The sequence below is a fragment of the Candidatus Eremiobacterota bacterium genome (assembly GCA_031082125.1).
GTDB lineage: Bacteria > Vulcanimicrobiota > CADAWZ01 > CADAWZ01 > Ess09-12 > Ess09-12.
The window spans coordinates 99,887-123,416 of record JAVHLM010000005.1 but is presented as its reverse complement, the minus strand read 5'-3'; the positions used below and the strand labels follow the sequence as shown (position 1 = coordinate 123,416).

Below are 23,530 nucleotides of genomic sequence, written 5' to 3'. Positions count from 1 at the left end.
CTCCCGCACACCGGCGAAGAGTATCCCCCAGAAAAAGAAACGCGCCCCCACTAGCCGGTCCGCGCCTTCTTTTTGATGAACATTCCCCATAGAGACTGGTTGTCCGGAGAATCGTGTGGAGCGGAAGAAGGGATTCGAACCCTCGACCCCCGCCTTGGCAAGGCGATGCTCTACCGCTGAGCTACTTCCGCATATGTCTCATCTCAGACTCTTTCACATGGGCGAGAAGGGACTTGAACCCCCACGGCCGCGAGGCCACAAGATCCTAAGTCTTGCGCGTCTGCCAGTTCCGCCACTCGCCCGTGACGCTTAATCCGGCACGATCTCTTATACTATTCAAGAGAGGGAGAAAATTTCCTTTCATCCCTCCCTGATTCCCGAGGGATGGGCCATGAGGGGCTCGAACCCCCGACCCGCTGATTAAGAGTCAGCTGCTCTACCAACTGAGCTAATGGCCCGTATTTTGCTGCATGACCGGTCGTGAGTGCGTGGGCCGTGCTGGGATCGAACCAGCGACACCCTGATTAAAAGTCAGGTGCTCTACCACTGAGCTAACGGCCCGGTGCCTGGTTTTCCCGGCGCGCCCGGAGGGACTTGAACCCCCAACACACGGATCCGAAGTCCGTTGCTCTATCCATTGAGCTACGAGCGCACACCACCGGAAAGATGCGCTCTGCGCCCTCACACGTTCAGGGTGAGTGATGGGATTTGAACCCACGGCCCCTGGTTCCACAGACCAGTGCTCTAAACCACTGAGCTACACTCACCGTCTCTGTCAAAGACCATCTATTTCAACACTCTTTTACCCAAGGCGCGGCCAAAGGGACTCGAACCCCTGACCCGCTGCTTAGAAGGCAGCTGCTCTATCCTCTGAGCTATGGCCGCACGCATTTAACCGGACTCTAAAAGTCGGGGCGAGAGGATTTGAACCTCCGACCCCCTGGTCCCAAACCAGATGCGCTACCAAGCTGCGCTACGCCCCGAACACCATTAGGTTTACCATAGTATAACCCGAATAAAAGGGTTTGTCAATATGAAGGATTTTTCCTTTCAAGCGAGAACTTCCAAATCCCCCGGCGGTGCAGCACCGCCCATTTTATAAAAAAAGGATGCCTAGAGGGGTGCATGAACTTTCAATCATCATGACCATGACTGATATAATAAGGGAAAAGCTCGCGGCGGAGTATGGCGAAAAAGAGGTTCCCGTGGAGAAGGTGGCCATGGCCGTGGGCAAGCTTTCCACCGTCGTGCCCGATGCTCTTCAGTTCGCCTTCGAGACCATGAAAAAGGGGACCATTTTCGAGAATGCCGAGCTCCTTATCAGGGAGATCCCCATTTCCTGCCTCTGCCGGGCCTGCTCTTCGTCATTTGAGATAGAGGAGCCTTCATTTCACTGCCCCCGCTGCGCAAGCCCCGATATCGGCATCACGGGGGGGAGAGAGCTCTTTATTGATTCCGTAGAGGTGTCTGAGACCATGTCTGAAAGGAGTACCCGCAATGGAAGTTAAGGTCCTTCAGGATATAATGAAGGCGAACGATTCACTTGCCGAGGAAAACGCGTCGCTCTTCAAGGCAAGGAGAATATTCGCCGTCAACATGATGAGCTCACCGGGATCAGGGAAGACCACGATCCTGGAGCGCACCCTCTCGCTCCTGGCGGGGACCACGAAGGTGGCCGTGATAGAGGGCGACGTGAAAACGACCCTTGACGCCGAGAGGCTTGCAAAATATCAGGTCCCCGTGGTGCAGATCCATACGGAGCTTTTCGGGAGCACATGCCACCTTGACGCCAACATGGTCATGAGGGCCTTCAGGAGCCTTCCCGGAGACGAGCCCTTCCGGCTTCTCTTCGTGGAAAACGTGGGGAACCTCGTGTGCCCCGCCGGCTTCAAGCTCGGAACCGACAGGAATGTCGTCGTGCTCTCGGTGACCGAAGGGGAAGACAAGCCACTCAAGTACCCCGCCATGTTCAGGAACAGCGATCTGCTCCTCATCAACAAGGTGGACCTGCTCCCGCACCTTGAGTTTTCCATGGATGCTCTGTTTGCAGCCGTGAAAGAGATTAATGCCGCCATAAAGATAATCACCCTCTCGGCAAAAACTGGCGAGGGCTTCGACGGGTGGACCGCCTGGCTCGCCGAGGGGATGAGCGCCAAGTCACTCCCCTAGGGAGCTGTCAAAGCCTGCCATGTCGGCGAGCTCTTCGGCGGTGATCTCCTCAAAGGCGCAGGTCCTGTTGCGGCCCGCTCTCTTTGCCTTATAGAGCGCGCAGTCGGCATACTTCATCAGGAGCTGAAAGTCCCCCGCATCATCAGGGAACGTGGCAATGCCAAGGCTCACGGTGTTTTTCACAAGAAAGCTCTCATACTCGTGGGATGTGGCCTCAATCATCTTCCTGAGGCGCTCGCAGAACCCCCTGGCCCCTTCAAGCGAGGTCTCGGGAAGGGCGAAGCAGAACTCGTCGCCGCCATAGCGCCCTATGAAATCGATGGACCGGACCGATTTTCTGAAAATCCTGCTCACCGCCACGAGGATCATATCACCTTCCTGGTGGCCGTATCGGTCATTCACCTCCTTGAAATGGTCGATATCGACCATCACGAGAGAGAGCTTGTGATTGTACCTCTTGGAACGCCGCACCTCGTCCTCGAGCTTCTGCATGAAATGGCGTTTTATAAAGAGACCGGTAAGGCCGTCGGAGACTGCGAGCTCGAAGAGGCGGGCGTTATTGATGGCCACGGCGGCCTGGTTGGCAAGGGCCATGCTCATGCCAAGATCATCTTCAGTAAAGTCCGAGGAATCCTTCTTGTTGGAGATATTGATCACGCCGATGCATTCTTCATAGACTTTGAGAGGCACGCAGAGAATGTTTTCTATGCGCATCGAAGGGTCCCGGGACTCGATGAAGCGGGGATCGTTTCTGGCATCATTGATGATGAGGGGATCGCCCGTGACAAAGACCCTTCCCGCCACTCCTTCGCCCTTTTTGATCCGTGTGCACTGGATTTCGCCGCTCAGGATCTTTTCCTCGATATCAGGATCAACGCCCCTTACCACGCGGATCACCATCTCATCGGTCTTTTCATCGTAAAGCATGAGGGAGCCGCGCTGGCTCTCCGCAATGGCAATGGCCCTGTCAAGGATGAGGGCCAGGAGCCTGGTGAGGCTGTCAACAAAATTCAGGGCTTTCCCCACGTCATAGAGGATGGAGAGGTTCTTCATCTGCTTTTCAAGGCGCTTTGTGGCGTCCTCGAGCTTCTTCAGCAGAAAGGCATTTTCGAGAGCCACGGCGGCCTGAGAGGAGAGAAGGGAAAGGAAAGCGCTGTCAACATCGCTGAGCGAGGGCGCGTCAATGGTCAGGATCCCCACGACATTTTCCTTGGCCCTCAGGGGGATCCAGAATGCCGATTCAATGCCTGAAAGGGCGTTTTCCTTGAAGATGCCGGGAAAACGGAGCTCTCCGTCCACGTTCCTGACTGAGAAGGGCTCACCGTTCGCAACGAGACGCCAGAAGAACCCCTCCCTTCCCCGGTAGCGGAACTTCTCAGCCTCTCCCGCCCCGTATCCCTGTGAAAAAGCCACCTTGTAGATCGCTTCCTCTTCATCAAGGACAAAGAGGCAGCACTTCTTTACTTTCACGCGCTCCACGACGACAGAGAGAAATATCTCGGCAAGGACCTTCACCTGATGATGGGCCACAAGGACTTTATTGGCCTGGGCGATGGTGAAAAGGTCAAAGACCCGCTCGTCAAGCTGCCTGCTACGCAAGCCCGCATGGCTGAGCTTCTCCCTGAGCTCCCTGTTCTCATTGACAAGCTCCTCGAGCTTTTTCCTGAGGGTGCCGTAATCCTCTGCCGCAATGAGCGCCAGGAGCTCCTGAGGGGAATCTCTCTCCGGCACTTTGAAATCCTCGGGTCCCGGAGCATACTCATCATGCTGGAGCCAGAGCCCTCCTCCCGAGGTGATGTTCAAAAGGGAAAAGAGCCCGTCATTCCCGGTGTCTGAATGGTCATCAGGGTGTTTCATGGTGCTCACTCCCTTTTCAGACCCCTAGTGATCAAAAATGGATCGTGCAGGCTGAGTAAAAACACTGGGAGCGGGTGACGAGTTGAATATGGAGCGCTGGCTGTTGCTCGGGTCCAGGATGCTTGCGGGTCTGGTGGCAGTCGTCACGGTGCTGGTAGTGAGGGTGGGATTATTATTGTAATAATAATAGGGGTAATTGTTATAGTAATAGCCGGAGCTGTAAATACCGTAAGGAGCGCTGTCATAGTATGAATAGGGTGCCTGAGTGGACTGGGTCTGCGCCTGCTTCGGGCTCTCGCTCTCCTTGAGGGGAGCCTGCCTGGGAGCCGCGGCAAAATCCCCGGTGATGGCCGTGGAGCGGTCGCTGCCGTAGCCCGACCAGACAAAAGCTCTGTACGAGCCCGCCGGAAGGTATATTGAGGTGTACGGCCCGGGCCGGTCATCATAAAAGACTCTCCCGATGCCATCGACAATCCTGAGCCTGTTCACCGAGGGATCGACAGAGGTGAGGTTCAGGTACGGTGAGGCGCTGGTGCTCGTCACCGTCGCCTGGGCTCCCTGGACCTGGGAGTTCGACGAGAGGAACACATCGGCTCCCCACGAGGGCATGCCGCATGCCACCGCAAAAAGGAGGGCCAGAACGCCCTGATAAATTGTTGTTTTCATGGATCCACCCCCTGATTCCTGATAAACCCACAGTCTTCTCATTGTATAGTATACCTCATTTTCCCAAAAAATCCAGTGGAAGGCGTACATATTTTCCGCCGGGGCAGAAAGACCTCTCACCGGCTCACAAGGAGGATAAATGGCATGACCGATGAATAGAAGTGTGAGAAAGGGGCCTTTACACCACCTGCCATGAAAGAGAGCTACGCCGGCCGCGTCATCAAGGACCGTTACAGGATCATCAGGGAACTCTCATCGAGCGAAGAAGACGATGTGCTCCTTGCCGAGGACGTCATCGGGGGAAAAATAGTCTCGATGAGAATAATCCCTTACAATTACCAGGATGCCGAGGCGATCAGGGAAGCAGAGACCATGTTCCAGAACCAGCTTGACGTCCTCTGCCGCCTCGAGCACAAGGGGCTTCCCATGATTCTCGAGGGCTTCACCGAAAAGATGAAGATGTGCATCGTCACCGAGCACCACGAAGGCCGGTCGCTCGAGCAGATGCTCATGGTGGTGAAGCAGTTTTCCCAGGAAGATGTGCAGAAATGGGCTCTTGAGATCCTGCGCGTTATCGATTACCTTCACTCCCGGTACCCGCCCGTCATCTTCAGGGACCTCAAGCCCGAGAATATCCTGATTAAGAATGACGGCACCGTTGAGCTCATCAACTTCGGCCTTGCGAGAACCTACAAGCCTTTCAAGACACAGGACACCGTGGTGAGGGGCTCAAAGGGCTATGCAGCCCCTGAGCAGTATGGGGGGAGAGGGCAGACCGATGCAAAGGCCGATATTTACTCCTTCGGCGTCACTGTCCACCGCATGCTCACAGGGCACGATCCCTCCAAGTCTCCTTTCAACCTCCCCCCCCTTTCGTCACTGCGCAGCGACCTGTGGCCAGGGTGGCAGTCCATCATCTCGAAAGCAACGGAGCTTAAAAGCGAGAACCGATATAAAACGGCGAGAGACCTCCTCAGGGATATCCAGGGCCTCACGGAGCAGCATTCCGAAAACGGGGGCCGTCCTGCCGCAGAACAGAAAAACGGGCCCGACCCCCTGCCGGTACCGCAGAGCTTGCCTTTCACAGGCAGGCCGGCGGTAAGAGCTGAAAAACCGCAGAAGAGCACCGCTCCGGTTATGGCCAGGGGAATCTTCCTGGTAATCGCCCTGATCGTGATACTCTGCCTCGCTCTCCTCTTGAAGCCCCTGACGACGGCGCTTGCCGCAGCCTTTCTCGCCGCCATAGCGCTGGGCGCGGGAGGGTACTTTCTCTTTTTCAGGAAGCGATAGCTTTCAGGGCATGAAGGCCTCCCTCTGGACTGCCTGCCTTTCCTCGCCCGTCAGCGTATGGGAGAGGAGGAAGGGGAGGCCGCAATGCCTCAGGTAAAGGAAAAGAACCTCGCGGTAGCGGAGGTACATCCAGAGGGGCTCGCCGTATTTTTCCGCGCAGGCATACTTGCATATCTCGGCGACCTTCATGATATCAAGGGGCGCCATGCCCGAAGTGGATTCGTAGGCGAGGCTCGTTGACAGCTCCATGTCGTCATGGATGACATGGATAAGGCCCCGGAGCATGCTCTTCTCACGGAGCTTTGAATGCTTGCCCAGTGTGAAGATGCTTCTCCCGTAGGAATGGATGATATCGGTATGGTCCCTTATGAGCGAAATGGTCTCGGCGGCTTCCGCCTCGGTCTCCGTGGGGAAGCCGAAGAAAATGTAGGCAAAATTCCATATGCCCGCCGCCGCTGAGCGCCTCAGAATCTCAAGCCGCTTATCAAAATGGACGCCCTTGTTCACAAGGTCCATTATCCTCCTGCAGCCTGACTCGACTCCCCAGAGTATCATCAGAAGCCCGCTCTCCCTGAAAAGCCTGAGGCGCCCTTCAGTAAAAGCCTCCTCAGTGCGCCCGTTTGAGAACCAGGCGATATCGAGCTTCTCCGCCAGAAGCCTTTTCGAGAATTCCTCCATGTACTGGGGAAGAATGGACTCGTCGATGAACTCGAAATGGGTGATGCCAAAACGGTGTCTGAGGAGCCTGACCTCCGCCATGAGGCGGTCGGGGGCTTTCACATCGGGCGTGATGCCAAAGTCCGTGTCGCAGAAAGTGCATTTCTGCCAGTAGCACCCCTTGCTTGACTGCACCGAGATGACCGGGTCGGGCACAAAATAATCCCCCATGGGCAGCCCCACCAGGTCCTGCATGTGAAGCTCATTGAGGGATAAAGGCGCTCCGCGGGGGGTGGCCCTTGGCTCTTCTCCGTCAATGTACACAAGGGATGGCACTGCGGAAAGCAGAGGAGCACCATGGGACTTTTCAAGCTCATCGATAAGCTTACAAAGAGGCCTTTCTCCCTCACCGAGGACGACGGCATCTGCAAAAAGGGTGAAGAACTCTCGGTGGGCCGAGAGGACCTCGCTGAGCCTGGTAAAATAGTTGCCCCCGAGGGCCAGAAAGGTGCCCGGGGGCTTGCGCTTCATCAGCATCGATGCAAGGGTGAGGCCGGGGAAAAGCTGCGTGGGAGAGTTGATTGAGATGCCGATAAGGCGGGCTTCGAGGCCCAGGAGCCTTGTCGCCTCCCTGGAGAGAAAGCGGTAAAAGAGGTTCTCATCCTTATCAGTGGTAAAATTAATAAGGCCCTGCATCGTGAGGGGGAACAGGGGGGTGAAAAAGTCATTGAACTTTATCCGGGCGGGGAAATAGGGAAGCGACACCACTTCGAGGGCCTTGTCCACGGCGATGAAGGCCTTCACAAGTTCAAAGGGTCGGTAAAACCTCTCTCTCTCGTCAAATACCGAGATTGCATCGGGGAGTGCCATCAGAAGGTGATGGTACTCCTCCATCCGCCCTTCGAGGTACCGGTCTATCTCCAGGAAGCGGGCGCTCTCGAAGCAGGCCTTTTCACCTCTCTCGCCGCGGGCGACGCCCATGGCAAGCTTCTCATTCAGGTATTCATGGACATTCTCCGCTTTTGCCATCGAATAGGTAAGGTATTCCGGGGTGAGAACATGGCGGTAAAAGCCGATATTCAGGTCCTCCACCAGCACGTCATGTCCCTCGCCCCTGAGGTGCCCCGCGAGCTGGCAGAGTGAGAAGTGGGGGTTGAGAGGAATCCACTGCGGGACAAAGACAAGGAGCGACCGGAGTATTTTGCTATCCATTTGAATCCACTATGTTATCAATTATTGACGAGAGTAAGGAAGTCCCCATGTCCAGGGCCTGCCCCCGGGAACGGGAGCCGTCGTCGCCGCTCCCGCCGGCCGGCAAAGGCCTGTCATGGGAAGCGGAAGATGCGGCACCAAGAAGATAGATATTCTCACTGACGTAGCAGGCCATCTCCTCCAGGAGCGGGATCATCTTGTCCTGATAGATGGCCCGAATCTCCCTGATGATCTGATCCTGATGTCTCATGGAGGCCTCTATGAGGTCGTCATCGCCGTATATGTCGAAATCCAGCAGGAGATCCTTGAGCTCCTTGATGCGATAGGCATACCGCTCATATACGTCCATCCTGTGCAAGATCTCTTCTGGTGAAAACTCCATAGATGCCTTCCCGAAAAGGCTTTCCTGGAGCGGTCAGGCGCTCTGTGAAAGCCATAAAAAAAGGAGAGATGTCCCGAATCTCTCCTTCATTATATATGATTTTCACAAAGGGGGTCAAGCAGGAGGGGCACTTCGCTCCTTGAGCCTCGACACCACAAGGGCGGCATTGAAAAGCTGCCCGGCGAAGGCGCCGGCATACTGGATCTTCTGGGCAAGATCCTGGCGCATCGGCGCATTCACCCCATACTGCTTCAGGGTGTCATCAAGGAGCTCCCGCTCATAAAGCTCCTGGGCTTTGGGGCCCTTGTAGCCCCTTTCTCCAAGCTGCCTGTCTATCTGCTCAAACTGCGAGGAAAGATCGCCTCCCTGAGAGGCGCCACCGGCCTCGCCGGCACCGTCAGCTTCCTGGATTCCCTGGAAGCCGCCGGCGAGAAGATCGGTGTCGCACTCAAGTCCGCCGTCCTCTCCCTCATGGGCATAACGCTTTATCGTGAGCTCCTGCACCTTGGCCTGGAGCGTATCCAGGTTCAGGCCGAATTTCTGCTCAATCTTGTCAAGGGCCTTGGTGAAATCACCGTCTTCAAGGCCAAGGGCGTTGTTGCCGCTTGAGTCAATGAAGACGTCGCCGTTGGCGAAGCGGATGGCGGGCTTCCCGTCGATGGTGGTTTCATAGCAGTCAAAGCCCTGCTCTTTGAGGTCCTTGCAGAGGTCTCCCGCCTTGATGTCCATCTGGTTGTGCTCGGCGCATATCTTGGCTATCGCCACCACCTCGTCGGCATCGGTGATCTTGGAGCCTCCCTTGCTTATATAAGTCTCCTGGCCTCCAGGATCAATGCCTTCATCCTTCCCTGCGGCCGCGGCCTGCTGCTGGGAAGCCTGGGGGCCGTCATGGACCTGATCACCCTGGGACTGCTGCCCCATGCCGCCCTCCTGGCGGTTGTCCTCCTTGCGGCTCTGCCCCTCCTGGTTGTCCTGGCGGGGCTGGCGCTCCTCGATATCGGTCACCTTCTTGTCCCTGTCCCGCTCTTCCTTTCTCACTGAGTCGCCGGGGAGATTGAGCTGCCGGTATTTTTGCGCATCTGATATTCCTTCCATGGTGCACCCCCTGAAAAAATAACGATACGAGGCCTCGCCTCATGCTCTTTATCGCGGCCTTCAATGAAATCCCCGTGAAAAGGCCGTGAAAAAAACCTGAAATTCCCGAAAAATTTGTTAAGGATTGGTAACAATGGTGTTCACGAGGGGCCGCCAAGCTCGCCAAGCTTGTAGAGGGCAATGCCGTTTTCCTGGTCAATCTCCAGGACCTTTTCGTAAAGGGCCCTTGCCTTTTCAATGTTCCCCTTTGAAGCATAGTGCTCGGCGCTTGTAAGGAATGAGCCCGCGGCGCTCCTTATGTCGCCCCCGCCACAGGCCAGATCGCCCAGCAGTTCATGGATATCCGCCGCCTCCGGCTCAATTGCCGTAATCACGCCGTACAGGGCCGCTGCCTCTTCAAGAAGACCTTCTTTTTTCTTCGCCTCGGCTTTTTCCCGGAGCATGAGCACCTCATCAAATTCAAGGGACAGGAGCCCTTTCAGGGGCACTCCCTCGCCGACCTGGCCGGCCAGGAAGGAGAGGTGCTCGAGAGTGGTCTTCCCCGGCTCGGCTGAAAACCTTGCCGAGGCTTTAAGGGCAGTCTTCGCGTCCTTGATGAAGCCCTTTTTCAGGCATTCAACGGCCAGGTGGTGGTAAAAGCGCATTGCCTGGGCGGGGTGCTTCACCTCGACGAGGATATCGGCGATCTCATGGGCGATTGCCACGTCACGGGTGTTCATCTCATAGGCGTTCTGCATGAAAAGGAGGGCCTCCTCAAGCATGCCCGAGACCCTGAAAGTTCTCCCCCAGTGCAGGAACTGCGACAGCGCATCTTCCTGCCGGCCGATCTCCCTGGTGATGTCGGCAATCATGAGCCTGGAAAAATAGTGATCGGGCTTGATCCTCACTATCTGCTCAAGGATGGCTATGGCCTCGGAATACATTTTCTGCGAGAGAAAATACTGCGCCTGCCATGAGAGGTGATCAATAAGGGAGGAGATGTCGCCGCGGAGGGCGTAACATTCCCTGATTCCCTCGAAAGCCCGCTTCTGCCCTGGGGAAGCCTCAATGACCTTCCTGAAGTGGCCCAGGGCCTTTTCCCAGTCCTGATCCACAAAGGCTCTCTCACCTTCCATAAGGTGATGCTGAAAGGAAGCCTCGCCGGAGGCTTGTGGGTTATCCTGCTGATCCACAGGAGCCACCTCCTGCCAAAAGGTAAAGTGATGATCCCCTTCCCGGTGCTAAAAGGTAATGCCGGCCCTCTCAAAGAGCTTGATATCGTTCACCTTCGACCGCACTTCCTCTTTCCTGATTATCCCCTTCCTGATGAGATCGATGAAGGCCTGGTCAAGAGACTGCATCCCCACGTCGGCACCGGTCTGAATGATGCTCGATATCTGGTGCGTTTTTCCATCCCTGATGAGGCTTGAGAGCCCCTTGGTGGCAATCAGCACTTCCACGGCGGGGTAACGGCCCTCCAGGTCCTTGCGCTTCACGAGCTGCTGGGCAATGACGGCTTTGAGGGTCTGGGAGAGCACAAGGCGGATCTGTTCCTGCTGCTTGAGGGGGAATGAGTCGATTATCCTGTCCACCGACTTTGCCGCATCGATGGTATGAAGGGTCGAGAGCACAAGAAGGCCCATCTCCGCAGCTTTCAGGGCCAGATCCATCGTTTCCATGTCTCTCATCTCTCCGACAAGTATCACGTCGGGATCTTCCCTTATCGAGGCGCGGAGGGCATCGGCAAAAGAGTTGGCATGGACGCCGAGCTCCCTGTGGGTGATAAGGCACTTGTTGTTGATATGCACATATTCAAGGGGGTCCTCGATGGTGATGATATGGGCGTTCCTGTTCCTGTTAAGATAGTTGAGCATCGCGGCAAGGGTGGTGGTCTTGCCGGATCCCGTGGGGCCTGTGACAAGAACAAGCCCTCTTTTGAACTCCACGATGTTTTTCACCACCGGGGGCAGGTTCAGGTCTTCAATATCCCTGGGGACCAGGGGGATCATGCGGAACACGGCGCCTATCCCGCGGTGATGGGCATAATAGTTTATCCGGTAGCGGGCGAAGCGCGGCACCTCGATGGCGAAGTCAATGTCGCCGGCCTCGTTGAATTTCATATACTGGTCCTCGTTGAGGAGCGGGATGAGGATGGTCTCCAGGTCCTCGTTGCTTATCACGGGAAGATTGCTGATGAAAATATCGCCGTTGACCCTGAATATGGGAGAAACTCCGGGCGTGAGGTGCAGATCGGAGGCGTTATTGTCGCCCATGGCTTTGAAGAGCGCCGCAAGAGTCACGCGGTGGGCCGTGGGGCGCGAGATGAGATCCATGGTCACCATCTCGGGCAGATACGGCGAGATTGCAGAGCCTTTTTCGTCGCCCCCGAGAGAGGCCCCCTGGATCTTCCCGGGCTGCTGGCCCTGAAGCTTCGCGGCCCCGTTGGGAGAAAACCTCACATCGGCGGCAGGGCGGCCCTGCTCTGTGCCCTTGTTGAGGGACTGCTCATATTCATAACGCGGATCTTTCATGGCACTCAGGCATTCCTTGCTTTTTAATAGCCCATCTTCCCCGTCTTCTTGAGATAGGGCTCAAAGTTCTTCTTTTCCACGGCGTACTCATAGGCTGTCTCGGCCTCTATCTTACCCTCCTGGAGAAGCTTCAGGATCTCATCGTCCATCATCTGCATCCCCTGGGCCCTCCCGGTCTGGATAATGGTGGAAAGCTGGTGGGTCTTGCCCTCCCTGATGGTGTTGCAGACAGGCCTCGTGGCCAGCAGGATCTCGACGGCGGGGATGAGGCCCCACCCGTCGGCCCTCGTGAGGAGCTGCTGCCCGATGACGCCGCGGAGTGAATCGGAGAGCATTGCCCGCACCTGCTGCTGCTGGTCAACATTGAAGGAGTCAATGATCCTGTCAATGGTTTTCACGGCGCCGGCAGTGTGCATCGTGCCAAAGACGCAGTGCCCCGTTTCGGCGGCAATTATGGCCATCTGTATCGTCTCCAGGTCCCGCATCTCGCCCACCACTATGATGTCGGGGTCCTCCCTTATGGCAGCCCTGAGGGCCGCCGCAAAGGAGCGGGTATGGAGGCCCACCTGGCGCTGGTTGATGAGGCACTGCTTGATGGGGATGACAAACTCCACGGGGTCCTCTATGGTGATGATGTGGAGCCGGTGCCTGGAGTTTATCATGTCCAGGATGCTCGAGAGCGTCGTGGTTTTCCCGCTCCCCGCCGAGCCGGTGATGAGGATGAGCCCTTCAGGGACGGTGGTAAAGACCTCGAGGGCCTTGGGCAGGTTCAGCTCGCCGAGAGAGGGGATCTTGGAGGGAATCACCCTGAACACGCCGTCCACGCCGTAGCGCTGGTAATAGACGTTTGCGCGGAAGCGCTGGGAGTTTCCCGCAATGGAGATCTCAAAGGCGAAATCGATGTTCTTCTTGGAGGCGAGCTCATATTTCTGCTCCTCAGTGAGGATCCCGCTTATCATCGCCGAGACCTCCTGGGGGGAGCTCACGCGGTTGTCAAGCTTTACCAGCTTGCCGTAGAGCCTCATGATGGGAGGGGACTGGGAGCAGAGATGGAGATCCGAGCCTCCCCGGCCTATCACTTCCTTTAAAAGATCTTCCAGCCTGTACATCCTAGGTCCTTGTTCTTTGCATACTCTCCTTTCTATTCTCGTAAGACCCTCTTTATCCTTCATTCCATGCGCACCCTTGACAGGGAGCCTTCCATGCTGTACAACATATACCATGAGGCCATTTTTCTTTCTTGCGCTCTTTCTGCTGTTCACAGCCCTGCCTGCATCGGCGCAGTTCTTCAACATCACGAGCTCCTCGCCCCGGCATGGCTCCATCGATGTGCCCCTGGACGTCTCGCTCTTTGTCAATTTCAACCACCAGATCAGGGTGCAGAGCATTCGGAAGGACATCCTTTTCGAGGGAACGACGGGGAAAGCGGTCCCCACCGAGGTGACTTACTCCGACACCGAGGAGACCATTTATATCCACCCCAAGATCCCCCTCAAGCCGGGCACCTACTATGTGATATACCTCCAGGATGTCCAGGCGACAAGCTCGTCAATCCTCCACCATGATCACAACACGATAGGCTTCACCACCAGGGGGGGGCACCTTCAGGTGGCTACCTATGTGTCGCCTGCCGAACTCACCCTCCCTCCGGGTGGCGTCAAGGACGTGACCTATACCTTCATTGAGACTGGAGGAGGCCTCGCGGAGCTCATGCAGAGCATCCTGGTCTATGAGGACTCGGGAGGAAGGCTGCTCTCCAAGTCAAGCGAGACCATGAAGCTCATCATCGGAGGAAACAAGACCACCAAGTTTCCCTCTTCCATCGCCATCCCCCAGGATGTGGGCACCATGATGAAGGGGCAGACCATCATGGTGAGAAGGACCTTCGTGGGGCTCGACCATGATGCCAACAAGATTGAGCTGAGGACCGGGGCCAGGGTGACCATCACGGATCCCACGGCCCCCTCGATCCGCATCAACGAGGTGGCCATAAAGGCCCCTGAATACGGGATGATGATCCCCAAAGGCTCCATCATCTCAGCGGAAGGACGCATCAGGGGGATAGGGAGCGGCGACATCCACGGCTCCTTCATCCTGAACGGGAAGCCTCTCTCCTTCTTCGTGGCAAAGATGCAGAACGGCGAGATGGTGAAGGTCCTCGCATCTGAAAAGGCCTTCGCCGAGACGGAGGGAAAGAATACCCTCTCGATGCAGCTCATCTCTCCTGAAAAAAGAGTCTCCGAAGAGGTGGACTACTTTGTCGCCACTTCGCCTTCGGCCCTTCCGATCCTTATCAAGCCTGCCGATGCCTCATCATTTACCCTGCCGGGAGGGACCCCTCCCTTGTTCAGGTGGTCATCAAACCCGTCGGCTGTCGCTTATTTCATCGCCATTGGAAAAAACAGGACTTTCGCCAAGGAAGACTGGATTAAATGCGAGACCAATTCCTACACTCCTGACTGGGTAAAATGGGGAAACCTGGGCTCGGGCTCCTTTTACTGGGCCGTCAAGCCCATCTTTTACAACAGCCAGGAAGGAAAGGAATCAAGCCCCTTTACCTTCACCATCACCAAGAAATGAGGCTTAACGAGTGGAAGAGAGAGAAAAAAAAGAATATGACCGCATTGTGAAAAATGATAAGAACTGGCGCCTCCTCAACGAGGTGGGCGGAAAGGCGGCCCTCTGCTTCAGCCTGCTCTTCATGGCCATGGGAGTATATCTCATCGTGCAGCGGCTTCCCATCAGCACACCGGGCTCTGAAGAGGTCACGCAGATATTCCTGCTCTGGTGCGTCACCTTTATCCTCCTTGCATTCTCGACATTCCTCACAGGGACCACGATTCTCTCCTACTGCAAGGATATCTCCCTGCTCCTGAGCCTCTGCGGCGAGCGCAGCGAGCGCGTCGATCCGGGGCAGTCCCCCGGCGAGAGCTCCGCCTCTCCAGGTGAGAGGTAATGAAGGGCCGGGAATTGTCCAGAGATGTCGCCCTCGCCCCTTATACCACGTACGGCATTGGGGGCAGAGCCGATTATTTCTGGGAGGCGCCCTCACTTGACTCGCTGAAAAAAGGCCTGCACTTTGCAGGGGACGAGGGGATCCCCCTCTTTCTGCTGGGAGGGGGAAGCAACGTGCTCTTTGCCGACGAGGGGATAAGGGGGATGGTGCTCAGAAATGCCGCCTCCGGTCTTGTGTTCCGGGGGAGCACCGTCATGGCCGATTCAGGGCTCCCGCTTGAGTGCCTTCTCAAGGAGGCTCGCGCCTTATCGCTTGGAGGCCTGGAGTTCCTGGCGGGAATACCGGGAACGGTGGGCGGCGCTCTCTACGGGAATGCCGGTGCTTACGGAAGAAGCATCTCCGAAACCCTGGTGAAGGCCACACTCATCGACGCCGGCGGAATAGAGAGAGAGGTGGGCCCCGATTACTTTGAATTCCGCTACCGCCACAGCTCCCTCAAGCACACCAGGGAGATCATCCTCACGGCCACGCTCGAGCTCAGAGAGCGCGACAGTGACTCCATAGGCCGTGAGATGGAAGCCATCATGGCAGAGCGCAGGGAGAAGCACCCCTGGCATCATGGCTCCTGCGGCTGCTTCTTCAAGAATGTCGCCACCGATGACCCGGGAGGGAGGAAGCTCGCGGCCGGAAAGCTCCTTGACAGCGTGGGCGCCAGAGGCCTCGCCAGGGGCAGGGCCCTCGTCTATGAAAAGCACTGCAACTTCCTGATAAACGCCGGCGGCGCCACGGCCCGCGACATCCTCTCCCTGGCGGCGCTGCTGAAGGAAAAAGTGAGAGAAGCCCACCACATCACTCTTGAAGAGGAAGTGCAGATAATCGGCGAGAGACCGCCCTGGGAGCGCTCTATTTAACCGTGAACTTGGTGCCCTTGGGCCGGGGCTCTTCCCTGTATTCCACAAGGGAGCACTGGGGCTTGAAGGTGTAAGGATCCCACATGCCGCCGGTCCAGAGGGTGAGGTGGTTTGCCGAGAAATACTCCACCTGCCCCATGGCCACATCGAAAGGCACCCATCCCGCCTCTTCTCCAAGATAGGCTTCGGCCCAGAGATAGTTCCCCGCGATATTCTCGGAGACCAGGAGCCCCCCGGCGGACCGGGCGGGGATCCCTGCGCTCCTTAAAAGGGCTATGAAAAGCCTCGTTCTTGGGACCCAGTCGCCCTTCATGGCGATGAGCGTGGCCTTGGCAGAGCCTCCCGTGTAGGCAAATGCCACCTGTTCATAGACCCAGGCGCCAAGGCGCCCGGTGGCCTCGCCGACCGTCGCCGCGCCCTTCACGATATCGCGGGCCTTTGCCGCAACAAGGCTGTCATCGGATTCCACCAGAAACTCAGGCTGGCAGTATTGCTTGACAAGGTCCTGTGAATACTCGCAGGGGAAAGCCTTCCGGGGAAGAGTCTTCAGGGATATGCTCCGGGAGGAGAGGGTCCCCTGGAGCACGCCGTCCTGGAAAGCTCCCTCAAAGCTCTGGCAGCTTCTCGCCAGCTTCTCCTTCCCTGTGGCCTCGCCAAGCACCTTCAGGGCGATTTTGGCCCGGAGCGATGCGCAGTTTTTCACATCGAAGGGGATCGATAAGGCAAATGCCGCTCCTATGTCGGGCGGGGTGAGAACGCGGCGGGCCTTTTCCTTCACATAGCTATAATTGAGAGAGGGCGACTCCATCCTGAGGATGGTGCCTCCCTTGTCAGGTGCGATGAAAAGCCGGTGGGCATTTTCACACCCTTCGGACTTTTCTTTCACGCGGTAGACCATAGCCTGCCTTCCCCCAAGCGTCTCTGTGCCCTCCCTGGTGAAGAGAAGCTCCACGTGAGCGAAGGCTCCTGCTGCGAGGCCCTTCACGGCAAGCGTTTCACTTTCCAGCAGCTTTTTCTGCCTCACCAGCAGCGTGAGAAGGGCCACGTTGAAGGTGCCTCCCGAGGGGCTCGAAAGGTCGGTGATAAAGGGGACTTCTTCATAAGGGAGCTTCCGTTCCACCGTTGCCCCTTCCGTGGCGCGCCTCACCTCGGCGGCTCTCTCTCCGAAGCGCATCACTGTCTCTTCCTTGACGAAGGGCGAAGAGTTCTTTATGGTGTACTCCATGGGCCTGCACGTGTCCGCTGCAAGGGTCGCCCGGAGCTCCTGGGAAAACTCTATTCTCTGGTCAATCCTCACAAGGGCTGAGGTCGAGGAATCCACCGCCACCCGCAGCAGGGGCTTTGCCCCCGGGGTGCTCTCTTCCGTTATCGTATAGCGGCTCTGCCCCGCCAGTTCCTTCCCGTAATAGACGGCGTATTCCCCTTCTTCGGGAGAGAGGGTGCCCGGGCCGATTCCTGAGGCAGAAAGATCCCGCGGCGCCGCCGCAAAGAAAAGAACCGCGAGGGCCGCTCCGTAAAACAGTATTTTTTTCATGATGCCATCCTTTCATGTCAATAGGTTCCCGCTCTGAAGAGATTCCAGATTACCGAGGGGCTCACGTGGAGCTTCGTGTCGGTGGCATGGGGCTTCACCACGGGGTTCTTCGGTGTCCCCTCGAGGGTAAAGTAATAGCTCACCTCCACGTTGGCCTGCGAGATACCCACCTGGAGCTTGGGCTTCTTGTCCAGGTCAAGCCTCCCCTTCATTCCGTCACTGTTGCCTGAAAGCCTGAGGGTCCCGTCGCCGAGTTCCTTGCCTTGATAGACCAGGTTCAGCACCCTCCCGTCATAGCTGAAATCGGGCTTCTTCAGGGGTCCCGACAGGGAGAGGGCGCCCTGAAGGTTTCCCTGGATATCGGGCATGGTTCCTCCGAGCCTGTCCACCAGCATCGGGATGGAATTCCCCTCAATCTTCCCGTTCAGCATCAGAGACTGTTTCTCCGGCGACACGTTCCCGGCAAGAAAGAGCGGACCGTCCTCGAAATGCACCCTTAAGGCCGAGATGAAAAAAAGCCCTTTTTTCTCCTCGCCTTCGAGGGTGAGGCGGGGAAGCTTCTTGCCGTCCCACTTGAGGCTCTCGCTCGAGACCACGACCTTCCGGGACTTTTCCTTGCCCTCGTTTATGCGCACCTCGACGGCGGCCTTCCCCGAGAGCCTGTCGTCCTTGAGGGGGAAGAAGCCTGAAGACTTCAGATCCATTTCAGGGAACTTCACCACGGCGCTCAAGGCGCCGCCCGCCGATTCACCCTCCACCGATGCCTCGCTGCCTTCAAGCCTGCAGGAGCCGGAAAAAGCAAGCCCGCCGCCCTGGCTTTCACGGAAAGTGAACCGCGGCGACGCCACGGCCATTTCCTGGAGCCTCCCCGAGGGGGCGGAGATGGTGCCCGCAAGCTTCTCGCCGTCATGGGAGAGGGAGATTTCAGGTTTGGCAAACTGCAGGGACTCAAGGGAGAATTTTTCCGGCTCGATAGTGAAATCCCATCCTTTGTCCTTCACCACACCGCTGAAAAGGGTCTTTCCCAGCACCTCATGGAGGGCCTCGCCCCTGACGGTGAGGGCCTCCTTGTCGCGCCGCGAGAAAGAGAGCCTCATCTCTTTCCATCCTTCGCCAAGAAGCCTGGAAAGCTCGCCCTTCCCTTTTCCCATCAGAGAGGCAAGGCATACCGACGGCGCCTGGGGGGTGAACTCCCCCGAGAGGGTCGGGCCCCCGAGGGTAAAGCGGACTTTTCCCCCTCCGAGGGCAAGATCCTGGAATCCCAGGCCTGTGGCGGTTCCCTCAAAAGCCATCTCGGGCTTTTCCAGGGGTCCGCTCATCGAGAGGGTGCCGGTGATCTTGCCTGCAATGGCCGCGGGAGCATTGGCGGCCGGCGGGCTCTGGGGGGGGGAGGCCGACGAAGGGCCGAGCATATCGGAGAGCTCGGCAAGGTCATAGTCCTTAAGAGCCGCCTTGAGGGCCGCCCGGTTATTCTTAAGCGAGAGGGTGCCGGTAAAGTCAAGAGGGGATTTCCTGCCCATGAGCCTGAGAAGCGAAAACTCCAGGACCTCATCCTTCACGGTAAAAAGGCTTGACAGGGGAGGGAGCTTTCTCCCCCCTGCCACAAGGCTGTCCGAAGCCAGCTTCACAAGGGTCCTCAGGCTCTCCTTGTCCTTCCGGCAGATGATCTCCACCTTTGCCCTGCCCTCGAGGGGGGCCTTCTCATGGCCTGTGGAAAAGGCGCCGAGAGGGAAGGAGTCATGGGAGAACCTCACTTCCTGCGACGCGCGGGAGAGGAGCCCCGAGAGCTCCATGACCTGCCCATGCCACGCCATACTCCCTCCAAGGGTGGTATGGCCTGCCACTTCCTGGGAGAAGGTTATCTTGGGATCCCGGAAGAGCTCTTTGCCTGTTTTGATCTCTTCGGCCTCAAGCTCGCCCCTGAAGGATCCCTTGGCCTGGTGGACCACAAGCCTCGCCGCTCTGAGCTCCATATCCTGGTAAGAGCATTTCTTTGTGGCAAAAGAGAGATCAGCCTTGTCCTTGTCCAGGGTGCCTTCAAGCTGCAGGGGCTCTTGACAGGCAACGGTTCCTTTGAGGGCAAGAGGCTTCTCGCCACCTCCTTCAAAGGAGAGGGAGATATTCTTGAAGGCCATGCCGGCAAGGGCTCCCTTTCCGGCCTCAAGAGTTCCTTTCATGGAGGTCTTGTCCCCCTCAAGGGCCAGGTTCATGGTATCGGCATCAAGCTTTACATACCCGCTGAAAGGCACGGGCGAAAAGGCCTCAACCAGGGAGGGGGAGATGGCGGGAAGGCTGAGGTGGAGCCTCTTTTTCTCGTCGCGGGTGAGGGTGCCCGAGAGGGCAAGATGCTCTTTCCCGAGGGCAAGGGCCAGGTCCGAGAACCGAACGGTGGTGCCTTTGATGATCAGGGAGCCTTGAAGTGCCACCTTCCCTATCATCTTCTCTCCCACCGTGAGGGAGGGGACCTCGGCAGAGCCCTCAAAGACGGTATTGTCAATGGTGCCCTCGAGCACGCCTTTTACCGTCCCCCCCGGCGCGACCTTCAGGGACTTCAGCTCTTCAAGGGGCTTCTTGAGGTTCAGCTCCCGGCAGCCCACGGTAAGCCTGAAACGGTCCTTTTTGAGGGTCCCGGCCAGCGTGAGGTTCCCCACTTCGGTCTTCATCGTGGTGTTCTTCAGGATCACCCCCTGGGGGGTGAGGCAGTAGCCTCCTTCAAGGCGCTCGAAGGAGGTGGAGGAGAAGAGGGTGCCCTCCTTCATCAGAAAGGTGCCTTCGGAAGTGACCTTGGCCGGCGTGAGCTCGACAGAGAGAGAGCCCGAGACATTCCCCCTGAGGGGGATCCTGTCCCAGATGCGTCGTACCTCTTCGAGGGATATGTCCAGGAAATCGCCTTTGATGCGGAGCGACGACGCGCTTTTCACCTGGCGCAGCTCGCCGCTCCCCTTGAATCCGCCCCCGAAAAGCTTTACCGTGCACTGGGGAATCTCGGTCTTCTCGGCGCTCTGGACAAACTGGGAGGTTATTCCCGCCACCTCCACCTTTCCCAGCTTTGCCCTGTCGATGGAAATGGAGCCTTTCCACAGGGGCTGGCCGGTGCCGCTCATCGATGCCGTGATTTCGGCTTTCCCTTCGAGGGGGAGGTCCTTCCTCCCTATCCGCTCCCCTATCTTCTCGAGGCCCATGGCATGGATCGCCACCTGAACCTCGCGGTGAGCCCCGGGGCCGGCAATGCCCGAGACTTCCCAGCTCTCCACAAGGTCCTCGGCCTTGCCCCGGAAACGGAACTCAAGCCCCCCTTTCTTCACCGAGGCCTTGCCCCGCATTTCCCTGAAAAAGAGGGGATATGCCTCGGCTCCGACAGTCATGTCCAGGGAGCCCGATCTCACCGACAGGGGAGGCATGGCTTCAAGAGCCCCTTCCTTGCCATACCGGGCGGCGAACCAGTCTATGAGACGCGGGGTGAGCGTGAGGGTCGGTTCAATGAGATCGATGCGGTCGGCGCTTTCAAGAGAGGGATTCGCGAGAACTTTCCACGGCTGGAAACGGATCACCACCTCGGGGATCACCAGGAACTCTCCCTCCTCGTTGAGCTCAGCCGGCTGATTCACTCTCACCCCTTTGAGCACAAGCTTTCCTGTATAGCTTGTCGTGACTTTTTTTATTTCCACAGGCGCGCCGAGCTTCTGTTGCAGAAAGGAGGCAATCAGGCGGGGATCATTGAAGGTCTTCAGCACGGAGCTCGCCATGAGATAGAGAGCAGCACAGCCGGCAAGCGCAATAAGTATTATGATAATGAAAATACGCTTCCGCCTCAGCCTGATGCCTTCCAGAATCATAGTAACGCAGCTCCGATAGAGAATATTCCAGAAATCACGGGAGCCTCCCTGGTGAAATTATAGGTGAAGGCCGGTGAAAAGTCAAACTTTTGTCCTCCTGTTAACGATTTCTCCCAAGGCTCTACAAAATATACCAGCAAGAAGCGCAGGTAATTCCCTTTTGATGAGGAAAAAGGTATGCATGAGCCTGCCCCGCCCTGGAATAAAATCTTCTCAAGCCATGTAATTCTGGTGACCGTCACCTTCTGGGTGGGGTGATCGACGGGGTGGCCTCTCTTCCCGCAGTGAATCCAGGGGACTGACGGCGCATCATAGTCAGTAGCATAAACCGGGGGTGATACCGATGAGACACAGCCTGCCCTTACTCGCACTCATTATCGCGCTATTCGTCATTGCCGCCATGCCGGCCTCTGCAGGGATCTCCGAAAGTGAGGAGACCACCATCGGAAAGCAGGGCGCCGCGCAGCTCGAGGCCAAATTCGGCCTCTACGCAGATGCTGCCCAGGTCCTGCGGCTTGAAAACCTTGGGAAAAAGATTATCCCCGTCACCGAGAGGCGGGGCCTTGGCTACACCTTCAAGATCCTGAACACCGACAACGTGAACGCACTGGCGCTCCCGGGAGGCTTCGTCTATGTGACCAAGGGCCTCCTTCCCCTCGTCACCGAGGAGGAGCTCGGCTTCGTGCTGGGCCACGAGATAGCCCATGTCTCCAAAAGGCACAGCATCCACCAGCTTGAGAAGCAGATGTGGACCGACATAGGCCTTGTCACCCTCGCGGCAGTCCTCAACAAGGGGCAGATCAGCCAGGGAAGCGCGACGACCATCCAGGCCGCGAGCCTTATCATCAACAGCCAGTATAGCCGCGATGATGAAAGAGAGGCCGATGTGGCCTCCTGCGTCTACATGGTGGCGGGCCTTGGCTTCAATCCGAGAGCCGGTGCGAGCTTCATGAGGAAAATGAAAAAAGCCGGCGGCGGCGAGCTGCCGGGCTTTGTCAACTCCCTTATAGGCTCTCATCCCCTCACGGACGAGCGCATCAAGGTGATTGAGGAGGAAGCGTCCAGGATGGGTTACTGACCCTGCATGGTAAAGCCTGCATACTTCCTGCTCTCTTTGTCCATCAAGAAGGAGAGGATGAAGAAGAGCAGCATCCCGATAAAGAGGCCTATCTTCACCGGCGTCATTATGGCTGCCGGGATGTAGGCCCTGGCGATCTGTTCGAGGCCGGCGGCGAGAAATACCCCCAGGAAGCAGAGCACCGCCATGGCCACGAAGACCTGGTAAAGGCTCTTGAAGAGCTTACCCCTTCTTTCCATGTGGATCTTGGTGACAGAGTCAATCTCCTCTTCCTCGTCGGCAACATTTTCATCAATGGGGATATCACCTATGAGGCGATCGTCCTCAATGCTCTTGAACTCCTCGGGCGTTGCCCCCCGGGAAATCCATATGGGAACGACTATGAAGAGAGCGAAGTAAAAGATAAGGGCAAGGGTATAGAGCTTCGTATAATCTGACCCCGAGAAGCAGAGCACGATAAGGGCCACAAAAATCAGGATGTTGAAAAGCATCACCAGGGGCGAGAGGATGAAGGCGCTGTAATTCCACAGCATGCGGTACATGCGGTCATTCTTTACCTTGAACACCGTGGCGCTGAGGCGCTGGGCCTCTGAATCCCTGTGGTTTCTCGAGAGGGCCCTGTCAAACTCGGCAAGGGCCTCATCGTAGTGGCCCCATTCAAAGTAGACCTTCCCCAGGTCGGTAAAGGTGGCGCTGTCTGAGGAATCGGCAGGGAGCGGCGGGCGGTACTGGATGGTAGCGAGCTCGGTTTTCCATTCATGGGCCTTCGCGCTCGCCACAATCACCTTGACCCGCTCGTCATTGGGGCGCTTCTCAATGAGCTTCTTTGCGAGGGCTGACGCCTCTTCAAACATCTTCTGGTGGATAAGGAACACGCCGTAGTTCAGGTTGAAGCCCAGGTTATCCTCCATCTTCAGGGCCTCCTGGAAGCGCTTTTCAGCCTCGTCGGCATCGCCGCTCGACCAGAGGATCAAGGCCAGCAGGAAGACATGGTGAGGATTTCCCTGCTCCTGGTTTATTGCCTGGGTAATGGCATACTGGGCATCCTTGAAGTTTCCCATGGACCTGAGGGCAAAGGCATTCAGATGGTGGGCAATGGGATAATGGGCCCTTATCCCGAGCGCCTCCTTCGCTTTTGATGACGCCTCGGGATATTTTTTAAGCTGTATGGCAGCATAAGCCCTCAGGCACAGCTGCTGGGGAAGATCTTTTTCCGTGCTCATGGCATCCTCGGTTCTGCGAAGTGATCTTTGATCTGTCATGGGTATTCTCATATTATCGGTAAAATCCTCTCATGGCGCAGGATCCCGGAGCCTCTCCCGGCAGCCTGCCCCGCCTGAAGAGGCAGGCACTTGAAGGAGTAGGCACCGCCCGGGG

18 protein-coding genes and 8 tRNA genes are annotated in these 23,530 nt (G+C 57.2%); 7 read left to right on the top strand and 19 right to left on the bottom strand.

From position 1 onward, the window contains the following. Positions 1 to 116: 116 nt before the first annotated feature. The 8 genes from RDV48_07485 to RDV48_07450 form a co-directional block, all read right to left on the bottom strand. Positions 117 to 191: transfer RNA gene (locus RDV48_07485), tRNA-Gly, on the bottom strand. Between the two features lie 27 nt (positions 192 to 218). Further along, positions 219 to 302 (bottom strand) — tRNA-Leu (locus RDV48_07480). Between the two features lie 83 nt (positions 303 to 385). Further along, positions 386 to 458, bottom strand: a tRNA-Lys gene (locus RDV48_07475). A gap of 31 nt (positions 459 to 489) precedes the next feature. After that, positions 490 to 561 (bottom strand) — tRNA-Lys (locus RDV48_07470). 18 nt (positions 562 to 579) lie between these two features. Continuing rightward, positions 580 to 652: transfer RNA gene (locus RDV48_07465), tRNA-Arg, on the bottom strand. Positions 653 to 693: 41 nt separating this feature from the next. Beyond that, a tRNA-His gene (locus tag RDV48_07460) sits at positions 694 to 767 on the bottom strand. Positions 768 to 812: 45 nt separating this feature from the next. Then, positions 813 to 885, bottom strand: a tRNA-Arg gene (locus RDV48_07455). A 24-nt stretch (positions 886 to 909) separates the two neighbouring features. Next, positions 910 to 983 (bottom strand) — tRNA-Pro (locus tag RDV48_07450). 138 nt (positions 984 to 1,121) lie between these two features. On the opposite strand from RDV48_07450, the gene hypA reads away from it, so the two are divergent. Together hypA and hypB are read left to right on the top strand one after the other, a co-directional pair. Then, positions 1,122 to 1,508 (top strand): hydrogenase maturation nickel metallochaperone HypA, encoded by a 387-nt coding sequence (gene hypA / locus RDV48_07445; protein ID MDQ7822617.1) that lies wholly within the window; start codon positions 1,122 to 1,124, stop codon positions 1,506 to 1,508. Further along, entirely contained in the window at positions 1,498 to 2,169 is a 672-nt protein-coding gene (hypB, locus tag RDV48_07440) for a hydrogenase nickel incorporation protein HypB (GenBank protein ID MDQ7822616.1), read from the top strand. Before hypA ends, hypB begins: the two co-directional genes overlap by 11 nt. Here hypB and RDV48_07435 read toward each other — a convergent pair. Beyond that, a complete protein-coding gene (locus RDV48_07435) occupies positions 2,158 to 4,026 on the bottom strand; it encodes a diguanylate cyclase (protein MDQ7822615.1) in 1,869 nt (622 codons plus the stop codon). The two genes, hypB and RDV48_07435, sit on opposite strands and share 12 nt — an antisense overlap. A gap of 24 nt (positions 4,027 to 4,050) precedes the next feature. Next, positions 4,051 to 4,692, bottom strand: a complete 642-nt coding sequence (locus tag RDV48_07430) for a hypothetical protein (GenBank protein ID MDQ7822614.1) — start codon at positions 4,690 to 4,692, stop codon at positions 4,051 to 4,053. Between the two features lie 192 nt (positions 4,693 to 4,884). On the opposite strand from RDV48_07430, the gene RDV48_07425 reads away from it, so the two are divergent. Continuing rightward, a complete protein-coding gene (locus RDV48_07425) occupies positions 4,885 to 5,982 on the top strand; it encodes a serine/threonine-protein kinase (protein MDQ7822613.1) in 1,098 nt (365 codons plus the stop codon). Positions 5,983 to 5,985: 3 nt separating this feature from the next. Here the strand turns inward: RDV48_07425 and RDV48_07420 are convergent, their stop codons facing one another. The 6 genes from RDV48_07420 to RDV48_07395 all read right to left on the bottom strand — a co-directional run bounded on the left by RDV48_07420 (position 5,986) and on the right by RDV48_07395 (position 12,947). Beyond that, on the bottom strand, positions 5,986 to 7,851 hold the full coding sequence (locus RDV48_07420) for a radical SAM protein (protein MDQ7822612.1): 1,866 nt from the start codon (positions 7,849 to 7,851) through the stop codon (positions 5,986 to 5,988). Next, positions 7,844 to 8,200, bottom strand: coding sequence for a hypothetical protein (locus RDV48_07415; protein ID MDQ7822611.1), 357 nt, complete (start codon positions 8,198 to 8,200; stop codon positions 7,844 to 7,846). Before RDV48_07415 ends, RDV48_07420 begins: the two co-directional genes overlap by 8 nt. A 147-nt stretch (positions 8,201 to 8,347) precedes the next feature. Next, positions 8,348 to 9,328 carry a hypothetical protein gene (locus tag RDV48_07410; protein ID MDQ7822610.1) on the bottom strand — a complete coding sequence of 327 codons (981 nt, stop codon included), beginning with the start codon at positions 9,326 to 9,328 and terminating at the stop codon, positions 8,348 to 8,350. A gap of 140 nt (positions 9,329 to 9,468) precedes the next feature. Next, positions 9,469 to 10,500, bottom strand: a complete 1,032-nt coding sequence (locus tag RDV48_07405; protein MDQ7822609.1) for a hypothetical protein — start codon at positions 10,498 to 10,500, stop codon at positions 9,469 to 9,471. Between the two features lie 48 nt (positions 10,501 to 10,548). Beyond that, positions 10,549 to 11,838 (bottom strand): type IV pilus twitching motility protein PilT, encoded by a 1,290-nt coding sequence (locus RDV48_07400; GenBank protein ID MDQ7822608.1) that lies wholly within the window; start codon positions 11,836 to 11,838, stop codon positions 10,549 to 10,551. Positions 11,839 to 11,861: 23 nt separating this feature from the next. After that, on the bottom strand, positions 11,862 to 12,947 hold the full coding sequence (locus RDV48_07395) for a PilT/PilU family type 4a pilus ATPase (protein MDQ7822607.1): 1,086 nt from the start codon (positions 12,945 to 12,947) through the stop codon (positions 11,862 to 11,864). A gap of 112 nt (positions 12,948 to 13,059) precedes the next feature. Here RDV48_07395 and RDV48_07390 point away from each other — a divergent pair, with 112 nt between their 5' ends. From RDV48_07390 to murB, 3 genes are read left to right on the top strand one after another with little or no spacing between them, the layout of a single operon-like run. Next, the gene (locus tag RDV48_07390; protein MDQ7822606.1) at positions 13,060 to 14,418 is read left to right on the top strand and encodes an Ig-like domain-containing protein; all 1,359 of its coding nucleotides are present in this window, start codon (positions 13,060 to 13,062) and stop codon (positions 14,416 to 14,418) included. 10 nt (positions 14,419 to 14,428) lie between these two features. After that, positions 14,429 to 14,794: a hypothetical protein gene (locus RDV48_07385; protein MDQ7822605.1), complete on the top strand. Its 366-nt coding sequence runs from the start codon at positions 14,429 to 14,431 to the stop codon at positions 14,792 to 14,794. Positions 14,795 to 14,808: 14 nt separating this feature from the next. Further along, positions 14,809 to 15,705, top strand: a complete 897-nt coding sequence (gene murB, locus RDV48_07380; protein MDQ7822604.1) for a UDP-N-acetylmuramate dehydrogenase — start codon at positions 14,809 to 14,811, stop codon at positions 15,703 to 15,705. Here murB and RDV48_07375 read toward each other — a convergent pair. Both RDV48_07375 and RDV48_07370 read right to left on the bottom strand, forming a co-directional pair. Beyond that, positions 15,698 to 17,239: a transglutaminase-like domain-containing protein gene (locus RDV48_07375; GenBank protein MDQ7822603.1), complete on the bottom strand. Its 1,542-nt coding sequence runs from the start codon at positions 17,237 to 17,239 to the stop codon at positions 15,698 to 15,700. The two genes, murB and RDV48_07375, sit on opposite strands and share 8 nt — an antisense overlap. Positions 17,240 to 17,256: 17 nt before the next feature. After that, positions 17,257 to 21,075 carry a hypothetical protein gene (locus RDV48_07370; GenBank protein MDQ7822602.1) on the bottom strand — a complete coding sequence of 1,273 codons (3,819 nt, stop codon included), beginning with the start codon at positions 21,073 to 21,075 and terminating at the stop codon, positions 17,257 to 17,259. 343 nt (positions 21,076 to 21,418) lie between these two features. On the opposite strand from RDV48_07370, the gene RDV48_07365 reads away from it, so the two are divergent. Beyond that, positions 21,419 to 22,153 (top strand): M48 family metalloprotease, encoded by a 735-nt coding sequence (locus tag RDV48_07365; protein ID MDQ7822601.1) that lies wholly within the window; start codon positions 21,419 to 21,421, stop codon positions 22,151 to 22,153. Here the strand turns inward: RDV48_07365 and RDV48_07360 are convergent. Next, on the bottom strand, positions 22,147 to 23,376 hold the full coding sequence (locus RDV48_07360; protein MDQ7822600.1) for a tetratricopeptide repeat protein: 1,230 nt from the start codon (positions 23,374 to 23,376) through the stop codon (positions 22,147 to 22,149). The two genes, RDV48_07365 and RDV48_07360, sit on opposite strands and share 7 nt — an antisense overlap. Positions 23,377 to 23,530 lie beyond the last annotated feature (154 nt).

What these genes read in the sequence shown, in the direction of transcription:
- hypB (MDQ7822616.1), top strand. Translation starts at nt 1,498, where the DNA reads ATGGAAGTTAAGGTCCTTCAGGATATAATGAAGGCGAACGATTCACTT.
- RDV48_07435 (MDQ7822615.1), bottom strand. Translation starts at nt 4,026, where the DNA reads ATGAAACACCCTGATGACCATTCAGACACCGGGAATGACGGGCTCTTT.
- RDV48_07430 (MDQ7822614.1), bottom strand. Translation starts at nt 4,692, where the DNA reads ATGAAAACAACAATTTATCAGGGCGTTCTGGCCCTCCTTTTTGCGGTG.
- RDV48_07425 (MDQ7822613.1), top strand. Translation starts at nt 4,885, where the DNA reads ATGAAAGAGAGCTACGCCGGCCGCGTCATCAAGGACCGTTACAGGATC.
- RDV48_07420 (MDQ7822612.1), bottom strand. Translation starts at nt 7,851, where the DNA reads ATGGATAGCAAAATACTCCGGTCGCTCCTTGTCTTTGTCCCGCAGTGG.
- RDV48_07415 (MDQ7822611.1), bottom strand. Translation starts at nt 8,200, where the DNA reads ATGGACGTATATGAGCGGTATGCCTATCGCATCAAGGAGCTCAAGGAT.
- RDV48_07410 (MDQ7822610.1), bottom strand. Translation starts at nt 9,328, where the DNA reads ATGGAAGGAATATCAGATGCGCAAAAATACCGGCAGCTCAATCTCCCC.
- RDV48_07400 (MDQ7822608.1), bottom strand. Translation starts at nt 11,838, where the DNA reads ATGAAAGATCCGCGTTATGAATATGAGCAGTCCCTCAACAAGGGCACA.
- RDV48_07395 (MDQ7822607.1), bottom strand. Translation starts at nt 12,947, where the DNA reads ATGTACAGGCTGGAAGATCTTTTAAAGGAAGTGATAGGCCGGGGAGGC.
- RDV48_07390 (MDQ7822606.1), top strand. Translation starts at nt 13,060, where the DNA reads ATGAGGCCATTTTTCTTTCTTGCGCTCTTTCTGCTGTTCACAGCCCTG.
- RDV48_07375 (MDQ7822603.1), bottom strand. Translation starts at nt 17,239, where the DNA reads ATGAAAAAAATACTGTTTTACGGAGCGGCCCTCGCGGTTCTTTTCTTT.
- RDV48_07370 (MDQ7822602.1), bottom strand. Translation starts at nt 21,075, where the DNA reads ATGATTCTGGAAGGCATCAGGCTGAGGCGGAAGCGTATTTTCATTATC.
- RDV48_07365 (MDQ7822601.1), top strand. Translation starts at nt 21,419, where the DNA reads ATGAGACACAGCCTGCCCTTACTCGCACTCATTATCGCGCTATTCGTC.
- RDV48_07360 (MDQ7822600.1), bottom strand. Translation starts at nt 23,376, where the DNA reads ATGAGCACGGAAAAAGATCTTCCCCAGCAGCTGTGCCTGAGGGCTTAT.